Annotated in this window: 14 protein-coding genes; 8 read left to right on the forward strand and 6 right to left on the reverse strand. The window is 54.9% G+C overall.

Going from position 1 to position 17,508, the window contains the following annotated elements; all coding sequences use genetic code 11:
* Positions 1–191 precede the first annotated feature (191 nt).
* The 4 genes from K307_RS41990 to K307_RS42005 form a co-directional block, all read right to left on the reverse strand.
* Complete coding sequence (locus K307_RS41990) at positions 192–2,807, reverse strand: glycosyltransferase (RefSeq protein ID WP_196251662.1); 2,616 nt, start codon at positions 2,805–2,807, stop codon at positions 192–194.
* 102 nt (positions 2,808–2,909) lie between these two features.
* A complete protein-coding gene (locus K307_RS41995) occupies positions 2,910–3,845 on the reverse strand; it encodes an NAD-dependent epimerase/dehydratase family protein (RefSeq protein WP_042886926.1) in 936 nt (311 codons plus the stop codon).
* A gap of 3 nt (positions 3,846–3,848) precedes the next feature.
* On the reverse strand, positions 3,849–4,565 hold the full coding sequence (locus K307_RS42000) for a nucleotidyltransferase family protein (protein WP_042886927.1): 717 nt from the start codon (positions 4,563–4,565) through the stop codon (positions 3,849–3,851).
* A gap of 33 nt (positions 4,566–4,598) precedes the next feature.
* A complete protein-coding gene (locus K307_RS42005; RefSeq protein WP_080745404.1) occupies positions 4,599–5,585 on the reverse strand; it encodes a GDP-mannose 4,6-dehydratase in 987 nt (328 codons plus the stop codon).
* Positions 5,586–6,199: 614 nt separating this feature from the next.
* On the opposite strand from K307_RS42005, the gene K307_RS47130 reads away from it, so the two are divergent.
* From K307_RS47130 to K307_RS47140, 8 genes are all read left to right on the forward strand, one after another.
* Positions 6,200–7,219 carry a class I SAM-dependent methyltransferase gene (locus K307_RS47130; protein ID WP_080745405.1) on the forward strand — a complete coding sequence of 340 codons (1,020 nt, stop codon included), beginning with the start codon at positions 6,200–6,202 and terminating at the stop codon, positions 7,217–7,219.
* Positions 7,220–7,791: 572 nt separating this feature from the next.
* Positions 7,792–8,823 (forward strand): glycosyltransferase, encoded by a 1,032-nt coding sequence (locus K307_RS42010; protein WP_042886929.1) that lies wholly within the window; start codon positions 7,792–7,794, stop codon positions 8,821–8,823.
* Positions 8,813–9,934, forward strand: a complete 1,122-nt coding sequence (locus K307_RS42015) for an FAD-dependent oxidoreductase (RefSeq protein WP_042886930.1) — start codon at positions 8,813–8,815, stop codon at positions 9,932–9,934. The genes K307_RS42010 and K307_RS42015 overlap by 11 nt, the downstream gene beginning before the upstream one ends.
* Positions 9,918–11,501: a hypothetical protein gene (locus K307_RS42020; RefSeq protein ID WP_042886932.1), complete on the forward strand. Its 1,584-nt coding sequence runs from the start codon at positions 9,918–9,920 to the stop codon at positions 11,499–11,501. The genes K307_RS42015 and K307_RS42020 overlap by 17 nt, the downstream gene beginning before the upstream one ends.
* Positions 11,502–11,504: 3 nt before the next feature.
* Positions 11,505–12,287, forward strand: coding sequence for an NAD-dependent epimerase/dehydratase family protein (locus K307_RS42025; protein ID WP_042886934.1), 783 nt, complete (start codon positions 11,505–11,507; stop codon positions 12,285–12,287).
* The gene (locus tag K307_RS47135; protein WP_230626349.1) at positions 12,284–13,141 is read left to right on the forward strand and encodes a sugar phosphate isomerase/epimerase family protein; all 858 of its coding nucleotides are present in this window, start codon (positions 12,284–12,286) and stop codon (positions 13,139–13,141) included. The genes K307_RS42025 and K307_RS47135 overlap by 4 nt, the downstream gene beginning before the upstream one ends.
* Entirely contained in the window at positions 13,138–13,494 is a 357-nt protein-coding gene (locus tag K307_RS42030; RefSeq protein ID WP_042886935.1) for a multidrug transporter, read from the forward strand. Before K307_RS47135 ends, K307_RS42030 begins: the two co-directional genes overlap by 4 nt.
* 20 nt (positions 13,495–13,514) lie before the next feature.
* A complete protein-coding gene (locus tag K307_RS47140) occupies positions 13,515–14,321 on the forward strand; it encodes a glycosyltransferase family 2 protein (RefSeq protein ID WP_080745407.1) in 807 nt (268 codons plus the stop codon).
* Here K307_RS47140 and K307_RS44740 read toward each other — a convergent pair.
* The gene (locus K307_RS44740) at positions 14,309–16,651 is read right to left on the reverse strand and encodes a glycosyltransferase (protein WP_051975420.1); all 2,343 of its coding nucleotides are present in this window, start codon (positions 16,649–16,651) and stop codon (positions 14,309–14,311) included. The genes K307_RS47140 and K307_RS44740 overlap by 13 nt on opposite strands.
* A gap of 109 nt (positions 16,652–16,760) precedes the next feature.
* On the reverse strand, positions 16,761–17,507 hold the full coding sequence (locus tag K307_RS42050) for an ABC transporter ATP-binding protein (protein ID WP_042886937.1): 747 nt from the start codon (positions 17,505–17,507) through the stop codon (positions 16,761–16,763).
* Between the last annotated feature and the right edge of the window lies 1 nt (position 17,508).

Below are 17,508 nucleotides of genomic sequence, written 5' to 3' on the forward strand. Positions count from 1 at the left end.
TTGCTATTGGCTCTCACACCGGAACTTACCGACTGGACACCCGAAGGTCGGATCGGCAGCGCTCCCCACGTGCGGCAGGTTCGACTAGCATTCGAATTATTCGGCGTACGTCGGGGGCAGGCACCAAAACTGGTTCATTGCTGCGAGACACGAACGTGTGTGACCCCGTCTGACCCGCAGCCTGTTCATATCTAGCTCACTCGGCCACCGTCCCAAGTCGAGCATGCCCCTGAAATCAGCAAGCGCTCCCTAAGCGTGTACTCATATGTTTCGAGCATGCGTCTAACGTCTAGTCGGCGCTCCGCGAAACTGCGAGCCTCGCGCTTCAAATCTGCGAGTCGCTGGGGAGCGCTGCACAATTCCATAATGCTCTTGGCAAACCCATCGTAGTCGCCTGGCTCGAATAAAAAGCCGGAACACCCTTCTTCAAGCATGTCGGGTAGCGCACCGACGCGCGACGCCAACACCGGACAACCATTAGCCAGCGCCTCCATGACGACATTTGGTCGTCCATCAAGGCGTGACGGGAGCACCAGCATGTCATACAGCCGCAGGTAAGGGCCAACGTCCGGCACAGATCCACACATGACGAAGCGGCCAGGCGCAAAATGGGCATCATCAATAGCCTGGCGCAGCGCGGCTTCCAAGGGGCCTGTACCCGTCATCATGAAAGTCACGGGCATATGGGCTGGCACACGCTTTGCGATTTCAACGAAACCAAGCGGGTCCTTCTCGGACGACCATCGGCCGGAGAAACCTACGACCACCGTGCCTGGCACGACATCGTGTTTAGCGAACAAACTGGCATCCTTTGGCCCAGGCGCGTTCACCATGAGGTCCACACCGCTCTCAATGACCTTGATTTTGTCTGCCGTCTCGCCGGCTGCCAGCAGCCACTCCCTTACCTCATTGTTCTCCACGAGATTGAGATCAATCAGCTTCGCGTAGCGGCGATTATTACCCGTGTGACCCACTGTATTGAATAGCAGGTCGACTACGCGTAGATTGGGATATGACATCTTCAGTGCCGGTAGACGATCGTAGAAAAAGGCACTGCCTACGATCCAAAGCAACTGAATATTCCTGGTGGCAAACAGGTAGTCGACAAAGTCATGCCAGCGTTCCGGTGAAAGGAAACGCGGCAGATGATAAATCTCATCGGTCGCTTCCGCGAACCAAGAAGTGGTTTCCCCGTTTGCTTCGTTGGTCGGAATCGAGCTGACAATAATTACGCGCCACCCGCATCTTGACAAGTGGGTAACGATCGCACTCAGCAGCCGCTCCGCCCCGCCAAGGACAAGAAACGGTACGGCCAGTAGCAGTATGGGCGCCCGTCCGTCGGGTATATGACGACGTGCGAGATTGCGTAATGGGCGAGGTTCTCGGTACGCCGTCTCGGCGCGATGCCGGGCTTTGTGGATGGCTTCCGGTGTCAGCACGTCGGCGTTGAACGCGAGCACTGCTGCGCGCTGCGTTTCCATATCAAGCACCGAGTCGCTGTTGCTGAGTGTGACACCATGACTGCGATATAGCAGCAGCGGCTCGCCCGTAATGTTAATGTAGCGGGCGCCCAGCGCGGCCAGGCGAGTCCAAAACAACCAATCTTCATGGACATGGCCGGTAGCGGGATCCGAGTCGCGATACCCCCCTGCCTCGTGCCACAGCCGGCGCCGATATACGGCACAGGTCAACACCTGATTGGATTCCATCAGCACATCGACATTCGGGTGCTCCAGGGGAATCCAGCGATCGCTTCTCTCGCCAAAGAACTGTAGACCTGTCGAGACGACGTCGTAGCCATAATGCTCGAGGAGGAAAACAGCCTTCTCCACGTAGGTCGGCATAAGGCGATCGTCCGCGTCAAGGCAACAGATGTACTTGCCGCGCGCGTGACTGATGCCGAAATTGCGATTGGCACCCGCGCGATGAGGCTTGTCTTGAAGCAGGATGCGCACTCGAGACGAGACCCGTTCGGCCAGTTCTGCGAACTGTTGCCGCGAAGCGATAGAACTCGAGCCTCCCTCCACGACGATAATTTCGACATCCTTCAGCGTCTGCATTTCTACCGACTCGATTGCTTCGGCAACCAGGTGCCCATAGTTGAAGCAAGGGATGACAATGCTAACGAGCGGACGATCAACCGGCCACTCCTCAAGATCGATGCTGTCCGCTGCGCCCTCGAATATGCCGGCTGAGGGCAGCAATGCTGCCGGGGCGCGCAGCTTCGCGGCTACCGCTGCCGCCTGGGCAGCGGCAGCCTCCTTTCGGCGGCGGCTAACCTCACGTAGGTTTGCAAACAGCTTCAGCTTTAGACTCCACCAAACCAGCTTCAGGACTTGGCGTAGACGGCGCGCAATATACGGATGGCGCGTGCCGAAGCGCCGCAGTGGCGACGTCAGACGCCAAGCAGTGCTATTGGTAATCGCATGCAAATGCTGCTCAATGGCAGCTCGCGCTGCCTCGGCCTGCTCAACGCGGGAATTGACGCTAGCCGCCCTCGCATTGGCCTTGGCAGCCAGTGTCTCGAACATTGCCGCACGTTCAATCTCACGAGCAATGGCCCGCGCAGCCTGGGCTGTGTTCAGACGGGCATCGTTACGGCAGAGTTCGAGCTCGGCCTTCAGTACACGGATTTCCTCAAGCCGTCCCTGCAACTCAATAGCCTCTGGCGCTTGTAAGGGCAGTTCGCCCTCCACTGCTGCGTCAGGATCGACGGTGTCGTACGTGGTACGGCGTTCAGACGAGAACAGCTTGTTCCCCTCGATCAGGGACATTTTGCCCTGAGACTTTTGCTCAACCTGTTTCACGTGTACTCGCTGTCTACTACGATGCCGATGTAGAAGGAATCCCGTCATGGACGGAGCTGTGCAGTCCGCGGTTCTTTGCCAACCTCGTACGCCTTGCGGGAATCAAGGAGCCGGAACCACGTCGAGTTGGCTCCGGGCATCGGCCAGCATGGCTGCCAGAACCGCGTCCATATCGGGGAGCGCGGGTTCAAAACCAAGTCTCTTCAGCTTGGCCGGGTCACCACAAAAGCGGGAAAAGGTACTGTTACCCTTGCGAGCGATGTCAAACTCCAGGTGGATCGGGACACCAGATAGCTCGATAAGCCGACGCGTGACATCGCCAAGATTCCAGCCGCGGCCGGTGCAGATATTGACCACTTCTCCTGAAGCGCCGGCTACGCCGCCCAGCCCGATCAGCAAACGGGCAGCTTCACCCGCCTCAATGAAATCTCGCTCGACATCCAGATCACCTGTGCGAAGCACCCCGCCCGTGTCACCGATTCCCGCAACTTGGCGAGCGAAGCTACCCAGCGCAAGCGTTGCCGACATTCCCGGCCCGATGGGATTAAAGATCCGCGCGACAACCACCGGCAACCCCCGCGAAGCAGCGGCCAGGCCATGCAAGGTCTGGGCGTACTTGCTGATGCCGTAAGACGATACCGGTCGGCAAGCATACGATTCGGAGACAGGAAGCTCAGCATCCTGTACCGGCCCATACTCAGCCGCGCTTCCCGCCAGCACCACCGTCGGCGATGGCTTCAACGCCGCCGCAGCGTCTAACAAGTGAGATGCAAACACAGCGTTCGCCACATATAGTTCGGCAACAGTTGTCGCGCTCGAGAGACCCGCAAGATGCAGGATCAACTGTGGTGCGGCCTGCTCAACGACACGCACAACCTCAACTGCGTCGTCAGGTCGCATCAGTGTCGTACAGACTTCTCCGTGCATGGAGACGCGGGGCTGCCGGCTAAGCGCAATGACGTCTGCGCCGCTAGCCCGAAGTTGGGCTACCACATGTCGCCCAAGAAAGCCGCTAGCTCCCGTCACCAGCACTCGCATCAGTCAAGTCCTCAGGAAAAGTTCGCGCTGTTCATCAAACATCTTCTGCGCCAGCGCGTAGTCATCGGGGCGACCGATATCCAGCCAAAAGCTGTTGTCCTGCTTGTGGCAAAGCACGGTCTTGCCTTCCGCAACCAATAGCCTGGCCAAGTCGGGCATGTCCAGATACACCTCTGGCTTCAAATGCGACTGGACTGCGTCGCGCCTCAGTACATAGATCCCCATGCTCACAAGATGGCGAGTCACAGGCTTTTCGAGATATCCCAGCAGCCGATTATTGGCATCCGTCTGCAACAGGCCGAAGTCGATCTTGACTTCGCGCTCGTACGTTCCCACAGTGGCGGCGGCACCAGTTGCCCGGTGCTCAGCAATCATGCGCCGAATGTCCAGCGTAGTTAGCAGATCGCCATTGGTCACGATGAAATCGCCCTCTAGGTTCCCCATCAGGCTGCCCAATGGGCCCGCCGTGCCCAGCGGAGTGTTCTCGAGGCTGTACTCCACCTTCAACCCAAAACGCGAGCCATCTCCGCAAAACGCGCGGATCAGGTGATGGAGATGGTTGACCGCGAGGAACACCTCAGTCACTCCGGCTTCGCGCAGCTGATGCAGTAGCAACTCCAGCACAGGCATGTCGCCAAGCGGCATCAGCGGCTTAGGAAAGAGTGCCGTGTAGGGTTGAAGGCGAGTGCCCTTCCCGCCGGCCATGATCACTGCTTGCATGTGTTCTCCATACCGTGTGCGGCCAAATCGGGCTTACACGTTGTAGACGTTCGGTCTGTAAAGATGGATGTTGCGGCGCACGTACTCGATAGTCTGAAGTAGGCCATCGTCTACACTGACCACCGGCGACCAGCCCATCAACCTTGCCGCCTTGGAGTTATCGGACACGAGCTTCAGCACTTCGCTCTTGTCCGGACGCATGCGCACTGCGCTTTGCACGATCGGCTTATCCACTCCCATTAGCCTGAGGATGCGCTCAGCGAAATGGCCGATGGTAAAGGTTTCGCCTGTGCCGAGGTTGATCGTTTCCCCCTCGATGCCTTCAGTGGTCGAGGCGGCGATGAAGCCCTCCACGGTATCCGACACGAAAGTCATGTCGCGCTCCGGCGTCAGCGAGCCGAGCTCAATCTCATCACGCGTTAGAGCCTGCGAAATAATGGTAGGAATAAATGCGCGGGCAGACTGTCGCGGACCGTAAGTGTTAAAGGGACGGAGCGTCACCACGCCAGTATCGAAGGAGCGATAGTAGCTTTCGGCGATCTTGTCGGCGCCGATCTTTGATGCCGAATACGGCGACTGGCCCTGCAGAGGATGCTCTTCGCCAATGGGCACGCGCAGTGCGGTCCCATAAGTTTCGGAGGTACTGGTGTGCACAACTCGGCTTACTGAGAGGCGACGAGCAGCCTCCAGCACGTTGAGCGTACCTTCGACATTGGTGCGCACATAGCTGCGCGGCGCGACGTACGAATACGGAATGGCGATCAGCGCGGCTAGATGACACACCACCTCGATCCCCTGCATGGCATGCATAACGAAGTCGCCATCATCCACGTTGCCGGAGATGACGCGGAACTGCCCTTTTACATCATCGCTGACCGTCTCTAGATGGCCCCAGCTCGAAGACGAACCATAGCGAACCATGGCCGTGACATCGGCTCCACGGCGGACAAGCGCTTCCACAAGGTGGCTGCCGATAAAACCACCCGCGCCCGTTACAAGGTACTTGCGACCTGTTACCATCACATCCTCATGGCTACAAAATGGGCAGTATATTCGCACACATACGGCGTCGGCGCCACCGCCGCAAGTCGTCCGTCAGATGCCACCGACGTCACTCAAGGGATGTCATGTGCCACTCTTTGAGATCAAATTCGCAGGCGATAGGCAAGGTGCTCTTGCAGAGGTTGCGGACATCGTGCGGCGGAAGTTCTGCGGACTCACAACGGCGCGCAGACTCACCTAGCGCACTTGCGTCCGCGAACGCCCCCTCAATCAAGCTATGAGAACCAATGTGGCGTTTTCCTGCTGGTGATGACTTTAATCCCTCTGGATCCAAACAAACAACACGAATATATTGCGCAGATAGCTGCATTCGCAACTTCGGCGCACTGAGCACAAGAGCGATGCCAACCTTCTTGACATCACGAACCTCGCGACTTCCGTTCCTTAGCTAACTGCAAATTGGCCAGTGCTAATTTCCTTTGGAAGGATTGACCGATCCGATATTCTGAGCCCTTATGATGACAAACGACGCTAATGCGAATTTTCTTTGCAACGTATGCTCACATTCCCGCGTCTCCCGCATCCTAATGCGAGGAGATGGGAAACGCGTCCTGTTTTGCGAAAATTGTGGAATGGGCATAATTGAGTCACCACCCACGGATACCAGCACCTTCTATGAAGATGGTTATTATGGCAGCGAATCCGGTGGCGAGCTTGGTTATAGTGATTACGCCTATACAGCAGAGCACAGTCTGTTATGGGTAAAGTTTTTGATCGAAGCCCTGGTAACCGGTGGGCGCGTGCTGGATGTTGGCTGTGCTGATGGCTTTCTGCTTCGTAAGCTCGGCTCAAACTTTGAGCGATATGGCATTGAAATGAATTCGCAGGCAGCTACTCGCGCGAGAGAATATGGGGTACAAATAATCGCGAGCGATGTGCTTACCGACGCATTCAAACAGAACTTCCGCAATTCGTTCGATATCATCACATCCATCGCAACATTTGAGCATGTTCTAGACTTGCGCAGCGCATTTTCGGCTTGCGTGGACGCCCTCAAGCCCGACGGCGCGCTAATTTTCGAGGTACCTCTTATCTCCGAAGTACGTGATAACAAAGATTGGCTTCATGGTTCCTATGAACATATTTATTACCCAACAGTGCAGAGTGTAGAGGCGCTGCTATCCAATACAGGCGACCTCTTCCACCTAGGATTTGAATCTGAAATAGAAGGGTACAGCTCGACATATATAGGCGCCGTGACCCGTAGCGCCATGACATTTTCAAAATTAGAGCATCTATTTAAGATCATGAGGCAAAACAACCTCAATGATCTGAATAATGACGAGATTATTCTCAATCTCTCATATAATGTCATCCACTCGTTTCAATCAACTCCAGAACGGGTACTTGCACTCCCACTCCTGCTTCAGAACGCATACAGCACAAGTCTAATAAATCGCCTTATTCAATTATGGCACTCCGACTGCACTGCCGCAGAAAGCGCTCAGTGGCATAAGACGCAAGCAAGGAATTGGGAAAATGTCTATCGAGAATCAGTTGAAACTACTCAGTGGCACAGGACGCAGGCGAAGAATTGGGAGAATGCTTTTGAGGAGTTAAAAAAAAGCATCACCCAAAAACCAGCCGAATAGGTGGCTCGTGAGCCGTTATAGCAGCTTTTTCTTGAATTATCCGCGAGCATTTGGCAGTAGCTGACTGGGAGTATCCGAGAGCGCTCTAGCGTGAGAAGCACCGCGGTACAGATATCTGCACCGGATATGCTCGGCAAACTTAATCATTGCGACCACTCGCCGCCATCAAGACGCTCCACGCTTCGCCTTAGGCGGAAAGCTCCCCGGCTTTGCAGCCCCGCCCTCCGTGCTGTTGGGCATGCCAAACTGTGCAGGCCGCATCAAAGGGCATTCTTGAACCTACCGGACGAAATTCACTAACGCTGTAGTAATTCGGAGCCTCTCTCCACATAGCGTTGACCGGCTGTGCTACACGGCCGACCTGCATGCATTCCGCAATGACTAGAAATCTCGTCCGACCATCCAAATGGTCGATCCAACACCGCGACGAAAACCACATTTGGCACGCGCCTGTCAACGGCGCCGCGCTCGGCAGCCAATCCGGGCCATGCAATGGTGGTGTCATGTTGCTTCCGCGGTTAAAATACGGGATTTTCCAACTAATAGCTGCCATGGGCAGCTATGGGGGCTAGATGGCGTTCTTTCCAGTTTTCTTGTCGGTAGTTTTCGTCGTTCGTGATAGCGCCGAAGAACTTCCTCAGGCACTCGCTGACGCAAGCGCCAGCATTGCGCCTCTCGCAGCTGACTACGAGCTAATTGTAGTTGACAACGCTTCGCAAGACGACAGCATCACAGTCCTTAAGGAATTGACTAGTGTCAATGGACTACCCAATTTACAAGTCTATGCGCTAACCAAGGAAGTTGATTCGGATACCGCGGCTTGGGTCGGACTCGAGAACGCATTAGGTGATTTCGTGGCTGTGCTCGATCCCAATGCCGATGACGTCACCTTCTTGCCTTCCATGCTAGAAGCCGCCGTCGAGGGCGCAGATGTCGTTTTTGCAACGAATACGCAAAAGCCCAAGCGGAGCATGGCATACCGAGCCTGTTTCTCTGCGTTCAACGCACTATACAAGACCTTTAACGACGTTCATCTGGCAAAGGAAGCGCCACCTTATCGAGTGCTTAGCAAACGCGTGATCAATTTCATATTGCAGCATCCGATGCCCTCGATGACTTACCGACATTTACCGGTAACCGGCGGCTTTGCACGGGCAAACCTAATCTACAGTTCTAGTCCAAAGGCAAATCAAACGAAGCACCTCGGCGAAAGCTTCGATAGGGGAATGCGCCTCCTTGTTTCTAGCACACGCGGGCCGATGCGATTAGTGACATCGCTTTCGCTCCTCGGTGCGATGTCAAACCTGCTTTACTCCGCATACGTCATCGCGATTGGGGTCTTCAAGGCGGACGTTGCGCCGGGATGGGTCACTTTGTCACTGCAGCAGTCGGGCATGTTCTTTCTGATTTCTCTGGTATTACTTGTGCTTGGAGAATACATATTACACATGTCGAGACTAAGCAACGAGGGGCCGCTCTACCACGTAGCGCAAGAGTTTAACAGCGCACGCATGACTAAATATGAACGACTCAATATTGAGGAGTCGGTGGCACAAGAAAGAGCCAGTAATTTCAGGGCGCCAGGACGTGCCGATGCTAACTAATGATTCTGGCTTAGATGCTCTTGTTATCGGCGGGGGCTTCTACGGCTGCACTATCGCGATCTACCTTAATCGGCACCGCGGCATGGGTTCCATAGCGCTGATAGAGCAAGAGGCGTCCCTAATGACGCGTGCCTCATACAGTAATCAAGCGCGGGTGCATAACGGATATCACTACCCTCGCAGCTTCACCACAGCGTATCGCAGCCGGATCAATTTGCCGCACTTTGTTCGCGACTGGCCAGATGCGGTGAAACAGGATTTCACCAAACTATACGCTATTGCCCGCCGTAACTCCAAAGTCAACGCAAGGCAGTTCGAGCGCTTTTGTCATCAAATTGGCGCACGCATCCAATTGGCCGATACGTCGCTGCACTCACTTTTTGAACCGAGGCTTATCGAAAGTGTGTTTCTGGTAGAGGAATACGCATTTGATTCCACCAAACTAGCGGCTTGGGGGCAAGGGGAACTAAAAAACTGTGGCATTGATGTACGATTCCAAACAAAGGTGATCGATATCGTCAAGGCAAGAAATGGCATGTTAGCGGTCAGCCTCAGGCACGGCAATTCGGAACAGACTGTGCTCACACGACGGATCTTTAACTGTACCTATAGTGGCCTCAATCGAATTGGGGGCGACTTTCCAGGCACGAATGCGTCATTGAAGCATGAGATCACAGAAATGGCGCTGATCAAGCCGCCACCGGCCCTATCCAAGATGGGCATTACCGTGATGGACGGCCCGTTCTTCTCCATCATGCCCTTTCCGGCTCGGGACCTCCATACGTTTTCGCACGTACGATACACGCCTCATCTTTCATGGGAAGATCAACCTAGTGTCGATCCCTACCAACGCATGGATGAATACCGCCATGATACTCGCGTGGACCGTATGGTTAGGGATGTAGCCCGCTACCTACCGGCCATACAAGAAGCCAAGTATGTAGACTCTCTGTTCGAGGTGAAAACGGTGCTTGTGAAAAACGAAGTCGACGACGGCCGACCGATACTGTTCGAGGCGCACCCGAACTTGCCTGGATGTTATTCCATCCTCGGTGGAAAAATCGACAATATTTACGACGTGCTGGAGAAATTAGATGCCGAAACTCTTTGAGCGGAGGCATATAAGCAATCTCCACCTATGGTTAGGTGGCGTCCTGCTATGCTTTTTTGTCTTCTATAAGAATACTCTATCGATCGCCCCACCGAAATACTTCAACGATTTCCAACACGATTCCGAGTCGCTAGTGCTAGGAAAGATAATTGCGGACAAGGCTGGCCTGAAGATTGCGCACGGAGCCAACCTTAGTTATGTCACTGTCGGCGAATTCAGCTATGACCCGGCCCACGTCTATCAAGCATACGAATTGCTAGATGACAGTCCCCTGCCAGACCTGGAAATCTCCACCCTGGATCTCAGCGATAACAACTGGATTCATGGTTTCCTGCGTTCCTCGGCAGGCTTGGTCGTTCCAGCGAGTCAGAAAGGAATCAAGAAATATGTTGGCCACACGATAACCGTTGGGGATGGAATCGATCGCAGGGTCGAGAGCGTGGAGGATGAAGGCCAGTATGTGAATGTCAAGTTGCTCGGCCCAAAGATCGATGGCGCAGCGATCGGCTTCCCGAATCGCATTAAGATCTCAGGTCACCCGGCACCTCATAACATTCTGGCTGCCTACCCCTACGTCAGCCAGTACGGCTTACAGGGCAAGTTATTCTCGGCTCTTCATAATACGGCCGCGTTCGAAATCCGGGATCTTTACAAGCTTAATGTTGCATTATTGGCATTGATTATCACTGGACTTGCCTTCTGTTATGCGCGAATAGTGAGTTTCGAATTCTCCATTCTGTTCTTCGCATCAGTGATTCTCTCACCCTGGATGACATCTTACGCAAGGAATCTCTATTGGGTTCCTTTTACATGGTTTCTCCCGGCATTGATTGCGGCAATGTACCATTTGACAACGAAACCGATCGTCCGAGTTGCGCTTCTTGCACTATTGTATCTTTCGTTTGTGATCAAATGCTTATCTGGATACGAGTACATTTCGTCCGTTATCCTATTTGCTGCCTCAACCTTCGGATTCACATTAATTGCCTCCAAATCTCGCACCGACAAGACACAGGCCTTAAAAGAATTCCTTCTGGTATGCATAGTTGGTGTGCTCGGATTCATGACTGCCTTACTATTGCATGCTGGTATGCGTGGAGACACCATACTTAAAGGTCTGGCTGCGATTTATGAGCAGGACGTGAAGAGGCGAACGTATGCCGATCCTGCGTCTTTTCCACCAGCTTTCGCCCAATCGCTCTTGGCGAGCCCATGGCAGGTTGTAAAGATCTATCTAGTTGATTGGGACACAGAGGTAATCAAAGGGGTCAGCGGGAAGTATTTTGTACTGCTGGTGGCAACGTCTGTGGCCACAGTAATCTATAAATTCTCTTCAAAGCATTTGAGTCGATTTCGTGACCTGGGTGTTCTCTTGGCATTCGCATTAGGGCCATTGAGTTGGTTCATTCTTGCAAAGGGCCACTCCTTCATCCATACGCACCTTAATTATGCACTCTGGTACTTTGGATTCGTGGCAGCATGCCTTTTCGTCACTTACAATGGTGTTCGTATCCTGGTTATCAGGGCCGTCGCTTGGCTGCGAGCAGCAAATGAACTGGACTATTAGGACATGATAAATATCAAAACCGCACTCATCGGTCACTCAGGCTACGTCGGCAGCACACTTATGCGCCAGACGCACTTTGACGACCTGTATCGATCCTCAAATATCGGAGCCATCGGGGGAAAGCGATATAGGCTGTTGGTCTGCGCTGGCGCGCCAGCGCAGAAATGGATCGCGAATCGCGACCCCATGCAGGATCGTCAAAAGGTGGAAAGCCTGATCACGCAGCTCCGTACCGTGCAATGCGAACAGTTTGTCCTGGTCAGCACCGTCGATGTTTTCAAGACCCCGCGGAATGTCGACGAAGCCACCCCTATCGACGAAGAAGAGCTACATCCCTATGGCCTGCATCGCAGACTGCTCGAGAGGTTCATTGAAGAGAAATTCCCTCGGCACCTGATAGTGAGGCTTCCCGGGCTCGTTGGTCCCGGTCTGCGCAAGAATGTTATTTTTGACCTTCTCAACAATAACAATGTCCAGGCGATTGATAGCCGCGGAGTTTTCCAATTTTACCCCATGGTGAACCTGTGGGCGGACATTCAGACGGCGATCTCTGCCGGTCTCAGCCTCGTTCATTTGACCGCAGAGCCGGTCAGCGTCTTCGACGTTGCGAGTCAAGGATTTGGCAAGCACTTCGAGCATGCATTGACCGGTGCTGTCTCAAATTATGACTTCAGGACGAAATACGCGAGCCTCTTCGGTGGTCACGGCTATTATCAGTACAGTCGACGTGAAACGCTTCAGGCCATACGCGCGTACGCGCAATCCGAGCCGCTGCAAAGTGAATGAAACCGACCTTTAGACGAGTCATGAGAATCTCGATCTCCAATATTGCATGGGAAGTTGCAGACGATGCACACGTTGTTGCATTGCTTCAGAAGCACGGCGTTGATGCAATCGATATCGCGCCAGGGAAATACTTCCCTCATCCAACGGCGGCCACCACTGACGAAATAGCCATTGTGCGCCGATGGTGGGAGAGTCGGGGCATAGGCATTGTAGGCATGCAGGCCCTGCTGTTCGGTACAACAGGCCTTAACGTTTTCGGCTCAACGGAGTCACGGGCCGGCATGATGAATCATTTGATTTCTGTATGTCGTATCGCTGCCGAGCTTGGCGCAACGAGACTTGTGTTTGGGTCGCCCAAGAATCGTGATCGTTCTGGCTTATCCGATGCAATGGCCCATGAGATAGCAGTGGCATTTTTCTACCGACTTGGCCAAATCGCGAGCACATATGGAGTGACCGTTTGTCTCGAGCCCAATCCGCCGCGCTATGGAGCAAATTTCATGACAAATAGCGACGAGACAGCCTCGGTCGTCGCGGCGGTAGGACATCCAGCTATCCGTATGCAGTTCGATACCGGTGCCGTCGCAATAAACGGTGAAGACGCTCAAGAGGTCGTCGAGACCCATTCGCAACTAATCGGGCATGTACACGCCAGCGAGCCCGATCTTGTAACACTGGGTGATGGCCACTCAGATCATGCTAGTGCTGCAGCTGCCCTGCGCTCTGTTATGCCGAATCAGATAGTAGCTGTCGAAATGGTTATTTCAAAACGCGAGCCGGCGTTGTTGGCAGTGGACCGAGCGCTTGACTTTGCCGTCGCACAATATCGCGAAATTAGAGGAAATCCCGCATGAAGTGGTTGATCCTCGCATTGGGAATTATCTCCAACGCATCGGCCAGTGTTCTTGTGAAGATTGCGATGCTGCCACCGCGCCGGTTTCCTAGCCTCAGCGAGCCGATGGCGGCACTTGCTAACTGGCCATTCTGGGCGGGCCTCTCGCTCTATGGTGCCGCATTTCTTCTTTACGCAGCAGCGCTCTCCCGCCTACCGCTTAATGTCGCTCATCCGGTTCTCACCGCCGGCGCAATCGGATCGGTAGCGCTGTGCTCGCTTTTTATTTTCCGCGAGCCATTCCAGTGGACTACCGGCGCAGGCATTCTACTGGTCATCGCAGGCGTCGCATTGATCACAATACGCGTTGGCTAACGGACAATAGACAATCGATCATGACCTTGCATATCTCTCCCGAAGCACGAGCCAAATGGCAGGTACCTAACTTTGAGTCACTGATGTTTCTCGGGCGCAGCCATCGATGGTGTGTAGCGATTCCAGTCATTAATGAGGGCGACCGTATTCGGAACCTACTCGATCGGATGGCGAGTTTGAAAATTGAAGCAATCGCCGACATCATCATTGTGGATGGCGGAAGTTCAGACGATTCCCTTGCATTCGACTTTCTTGAGAAGACAGGTGTACGGGGCTTACTGCTGAAGACCGGGCCGGGAAGACTGAGCGCACAGTTGCGTTGCGCTTACGCCTTTGCGATGGACCAAGGCTACGAGGGAATCATTACGATCGACGGAAATGATAAGGATGACCCTGAAGCCATACCACGTTTTATTGAAGCCCTGGAGCAAGGTTATGACTTCGTCCAGGCCTCTCGCTATGTGCCGGGAGGTATTGCCGAAAATACGCCGAAGTCTCGTGATTTTGCTATACGCCTTATCCATGCACCATTGTTGAGCGTTTCATCTGGCTTCCGCTGGACAGATACCACCCAAGGATTCCGAGCGTACAGCAAGAAGGTCTTGCTCGACCCAAGGGTGGCGCCTTTTAGAAATATCTTCGCCACATATGAGCTACTTGCCTACCTCTCATACCGCGTACCAAGACTCGGCCACCGTTGCGTAGAACTCCCAACGACGAGGCGCTACCCCAAGGGCGAAGTACCGACAAAAATTAGCAGTGTAAGAGGTAACCTTTCGGTGCTGAAGGTCCTGCTTCGGGCATGTATGGGCAGTTACAATCCTTGAGGCGCGCTCGCTTGCACATACTGCTCGGTTTGTGAGAGTGCGTTTCTGAACTGCTCCGGGCAGTGCATGTCCTCGATCATAGCGAGTGCACGTTTTCGCTCCGACAAGAGCTGCTCCGGTAAGCGTAGCAGCCCCTTTATGCGGCGCACGTAGCCCTCAATGTCATCGAACCGTTCGAGCAAAAATCCACTCTCAGCCGGGATCACCTCGCTAATCCCGCCGACATCAGGGGCCAGTACCGGCAACCCCGACGCCTGGGCTTCGAGGATGACATTGGGCAAGCCATCCCACTGCGTCGTGTAGAGCAGCAAGGCATAGTTGGCAGCCGGCAGGTTCTCGAACCCCCCGTAGGCGCCCAGTACAGACACATTTCTCATCGCTGCTAGCTCGTCCCGAATCGCCAGAATCTCCGGCGGTGTGGAAAGCGTCGGCTCGCCATACACGTCGAAGTGGCATTCCGGTAGCCGCTTCGCGATGGCTAGCAACAAATCCGGCCGCTTCTCGCGATCGAACCGGCCAGCCCACAAGATGCGCGCTGGGCGCGCGCTGTCGAAGAGGAAGCGGCGATTTGGGACCTGTGGATAGCGAAGACGCTGGAACAATTCGCGCTCGAAGCCATACATGTCAATCAGCCGCTCGACGAATGTATCGGTATCTGTCATTACTTTCGCGAGATAGCGATATGACAGTTCCAGAGCGCCTCCATAGCCATATGGTTCCTGTTCGTCCGTGTAGTCGAAACCAAACAACGAGGCATATAGCCCGGATCCTTGGGATAGGGCACGTCCGTACCGCGCATAGATGTCCCAACCAATGGGACTGTTAATATTGTGAATTACCTGCGGGGCCAACCTAAGCAGGAGTCGCATCAGCAAGAGCCTCAGCGCCTCAGCATTTAGGAGGGGAGCGAATCTGCCGAAGTCAATCACTCGCACCTGCTCCGGAAGGCGAGACAACCACGGCGAATCCGAATTTTCCGTTGAAATTAGGAGCACTTTCGCACCAAACTCCCTCACGAGGTAAGTGATATGTTGCAGTGCCACAAGATCAGCGCCACCTCGCTTCAGCCAAGGCAGCAGGAAAACATGGGTTACTTCGCCCTCCCCAATTGCATGCAGCATAGAGCCGTATGCTTCGCCAAGGGACGAGGATGGCCGGTAAGTGTGGCGCGAGGCACCCTTAAAGAACTGACTCGAGGGAAACAGTTGCAGTTCATAGCCGGCGAGCGCAAGCATCTCGCTCACAATCTCGGATGGAAGGGGTCGCTCGCGCAACTCGCGGCCCTCCGCCTGCCCATAGCGCAGCCAATGCTGGAGACCTGACTCGAACAGCCCCCGGCTTACAGAGTCCCTCACATCCTCGTTGCAAGCCAGGTATGCCTCTTCGTTCCACGCATGGACGACCGGCCGTTGTTCGGACGTCGGCAGTAGCCGGCCTTCGGCGCGCCCGAACCTTTCCCAGTGGAGTTTGCCGGAACGGAATGCTCGACTGCGGACCGCGGCCCGCACGTCCGCGTGCACTGTCAGATAGGCATCTTCGTCCCAGTCTTTGTCCGCCGCCCCAGACGCCTGCGATGCAACCGGCAGATTGAGCGGCCGATTGAGAGCCATCAACTGTTCACTGTCGAAGAGCGACGAGTGGCGAAGCACCTTACCCTGTTCGAGAGCTTCGGCATTACGGCTCCCATATGACTTCAAGCGGATGAAATGCGCAGTACCAGGAGCTACCACGTGGACAAGACCTGCTGCAATAGCATCACAGTTCCAATGCCAATCCTCATATCCGAAACCGGCCGACGCTGGTGTAGGCGCGTAGGGTTGGGTAAGGAAGATTTCCCGGCGTGCAAAACTTAGTGCGGTCCAAGCGTTCTCAGTCAGTAGTTGCCAAGAGCGGAAGCCAGCATCGCGCTGATCTGGATGCCGCGAAATCCAGCGCTTAGCGCCAAAATAGATGTTGTACTCGGGATGAACGACAAAGGAGGGATTGGAGCGATTAAGGCGCAGCGCCTCAAGCAACCAGTCTTGCGAATAGAGATCGTCGCCATCCAGGATCGCGACATATTCGCCGCATGCGGCCTGAATCCCCTCATTGCGCGCCAATCCGGGATCGCCATGCTGCGTATGCAGAATCCGGGTTCCAGCGGGCAGCCATTTGCATCGCTCAAGGTAGCTTACGGTTTCCTGATTCGCCCGGTCAGCCACTACCAGCAATTCAACCTTGATGCTGGCATCGCTGGCGAAGCGGATCGCCCGGGCGATACTTGCCAAGGTCTTGTGGGCAAGCAGGCCTTCCGCATGAAAGGTGACTACGCACGAGATATCAACTGTCATGACCCGCTTCTACATTCCGCTCTTAAGTATGGGACTGTCCGTGTGCAGGGTGGCCGCACGGGGCCGCAAGCCAGTGGCATCGCGTCCTGCCTCCGGCCCAACCTCGCGATCAGTGGTGTGCCTCGTAAACTGGCAGCACTTCCTCGACCGTGCCGGCCATTCGAATTCGCCCGTGCTCAAGCCAGACCACCTTGTTGCACATCCGGCGGATCACTTCGTTGGAGTGTATCGCCAACACGACGATCTGTGCACGGTTGTGCAAGTCATGCAACCGTTCGTTCGCCTTATCCTGAAAAGAGGCATCGCCGACGCCGATCACCTCATCCAGCAACAGGATATCCGCATCAATTGCCGTCGACACAGCGAACGCCAACCGCATGCGCATGCCGCTGGAATAGGTCCGCAACGGCAGGTCGAGCGCATCGCCAAGGTCGGCAAACTCGGCAATGTCCCTTTCCTTCCTGCGCACCTCTTCATCGCTCATCCCGAGCAGGAGGCCCCGCAGCCGGATGTTCTGGTAACCCGTCGAGTTCTCGTCCATGCCGAGGCTGATATCCAGCAGCGGCACGGCCTTTCCTTGCCGTTCATAGGTTCCCGAAGTCGGGGCATAGATGCCGGCGAGCAGACGCAGCAGGGTCGACTTGCCGGCGCCGTTGTGTCCGATCAGACCGATGCGATCGCCAGCCTCCAGGCGCAGATCGATTCCGTCCAGCGCCTTCACCACCACCACGCCGTTCGCTTCCTCCGCGAGCTTGTTTTTGCGCCCAAGGCGAAGGACTCGCTTCTTCAGAGACCGCCCCTGCACATCATAGATCGGCAACTCCAGGCCGACATTCCGCAGTTCAATGTACGCCATG

Source organism: Cupriavidus necator A5-1 (genome assembly GCF_000744095.1).
GTDB lineage: Bacteria > Pseudomonadota > Gammaproteobacteria > Burkholderiales > Burkholderiaceae > Cupriavidus > Cupriavidus necator_A.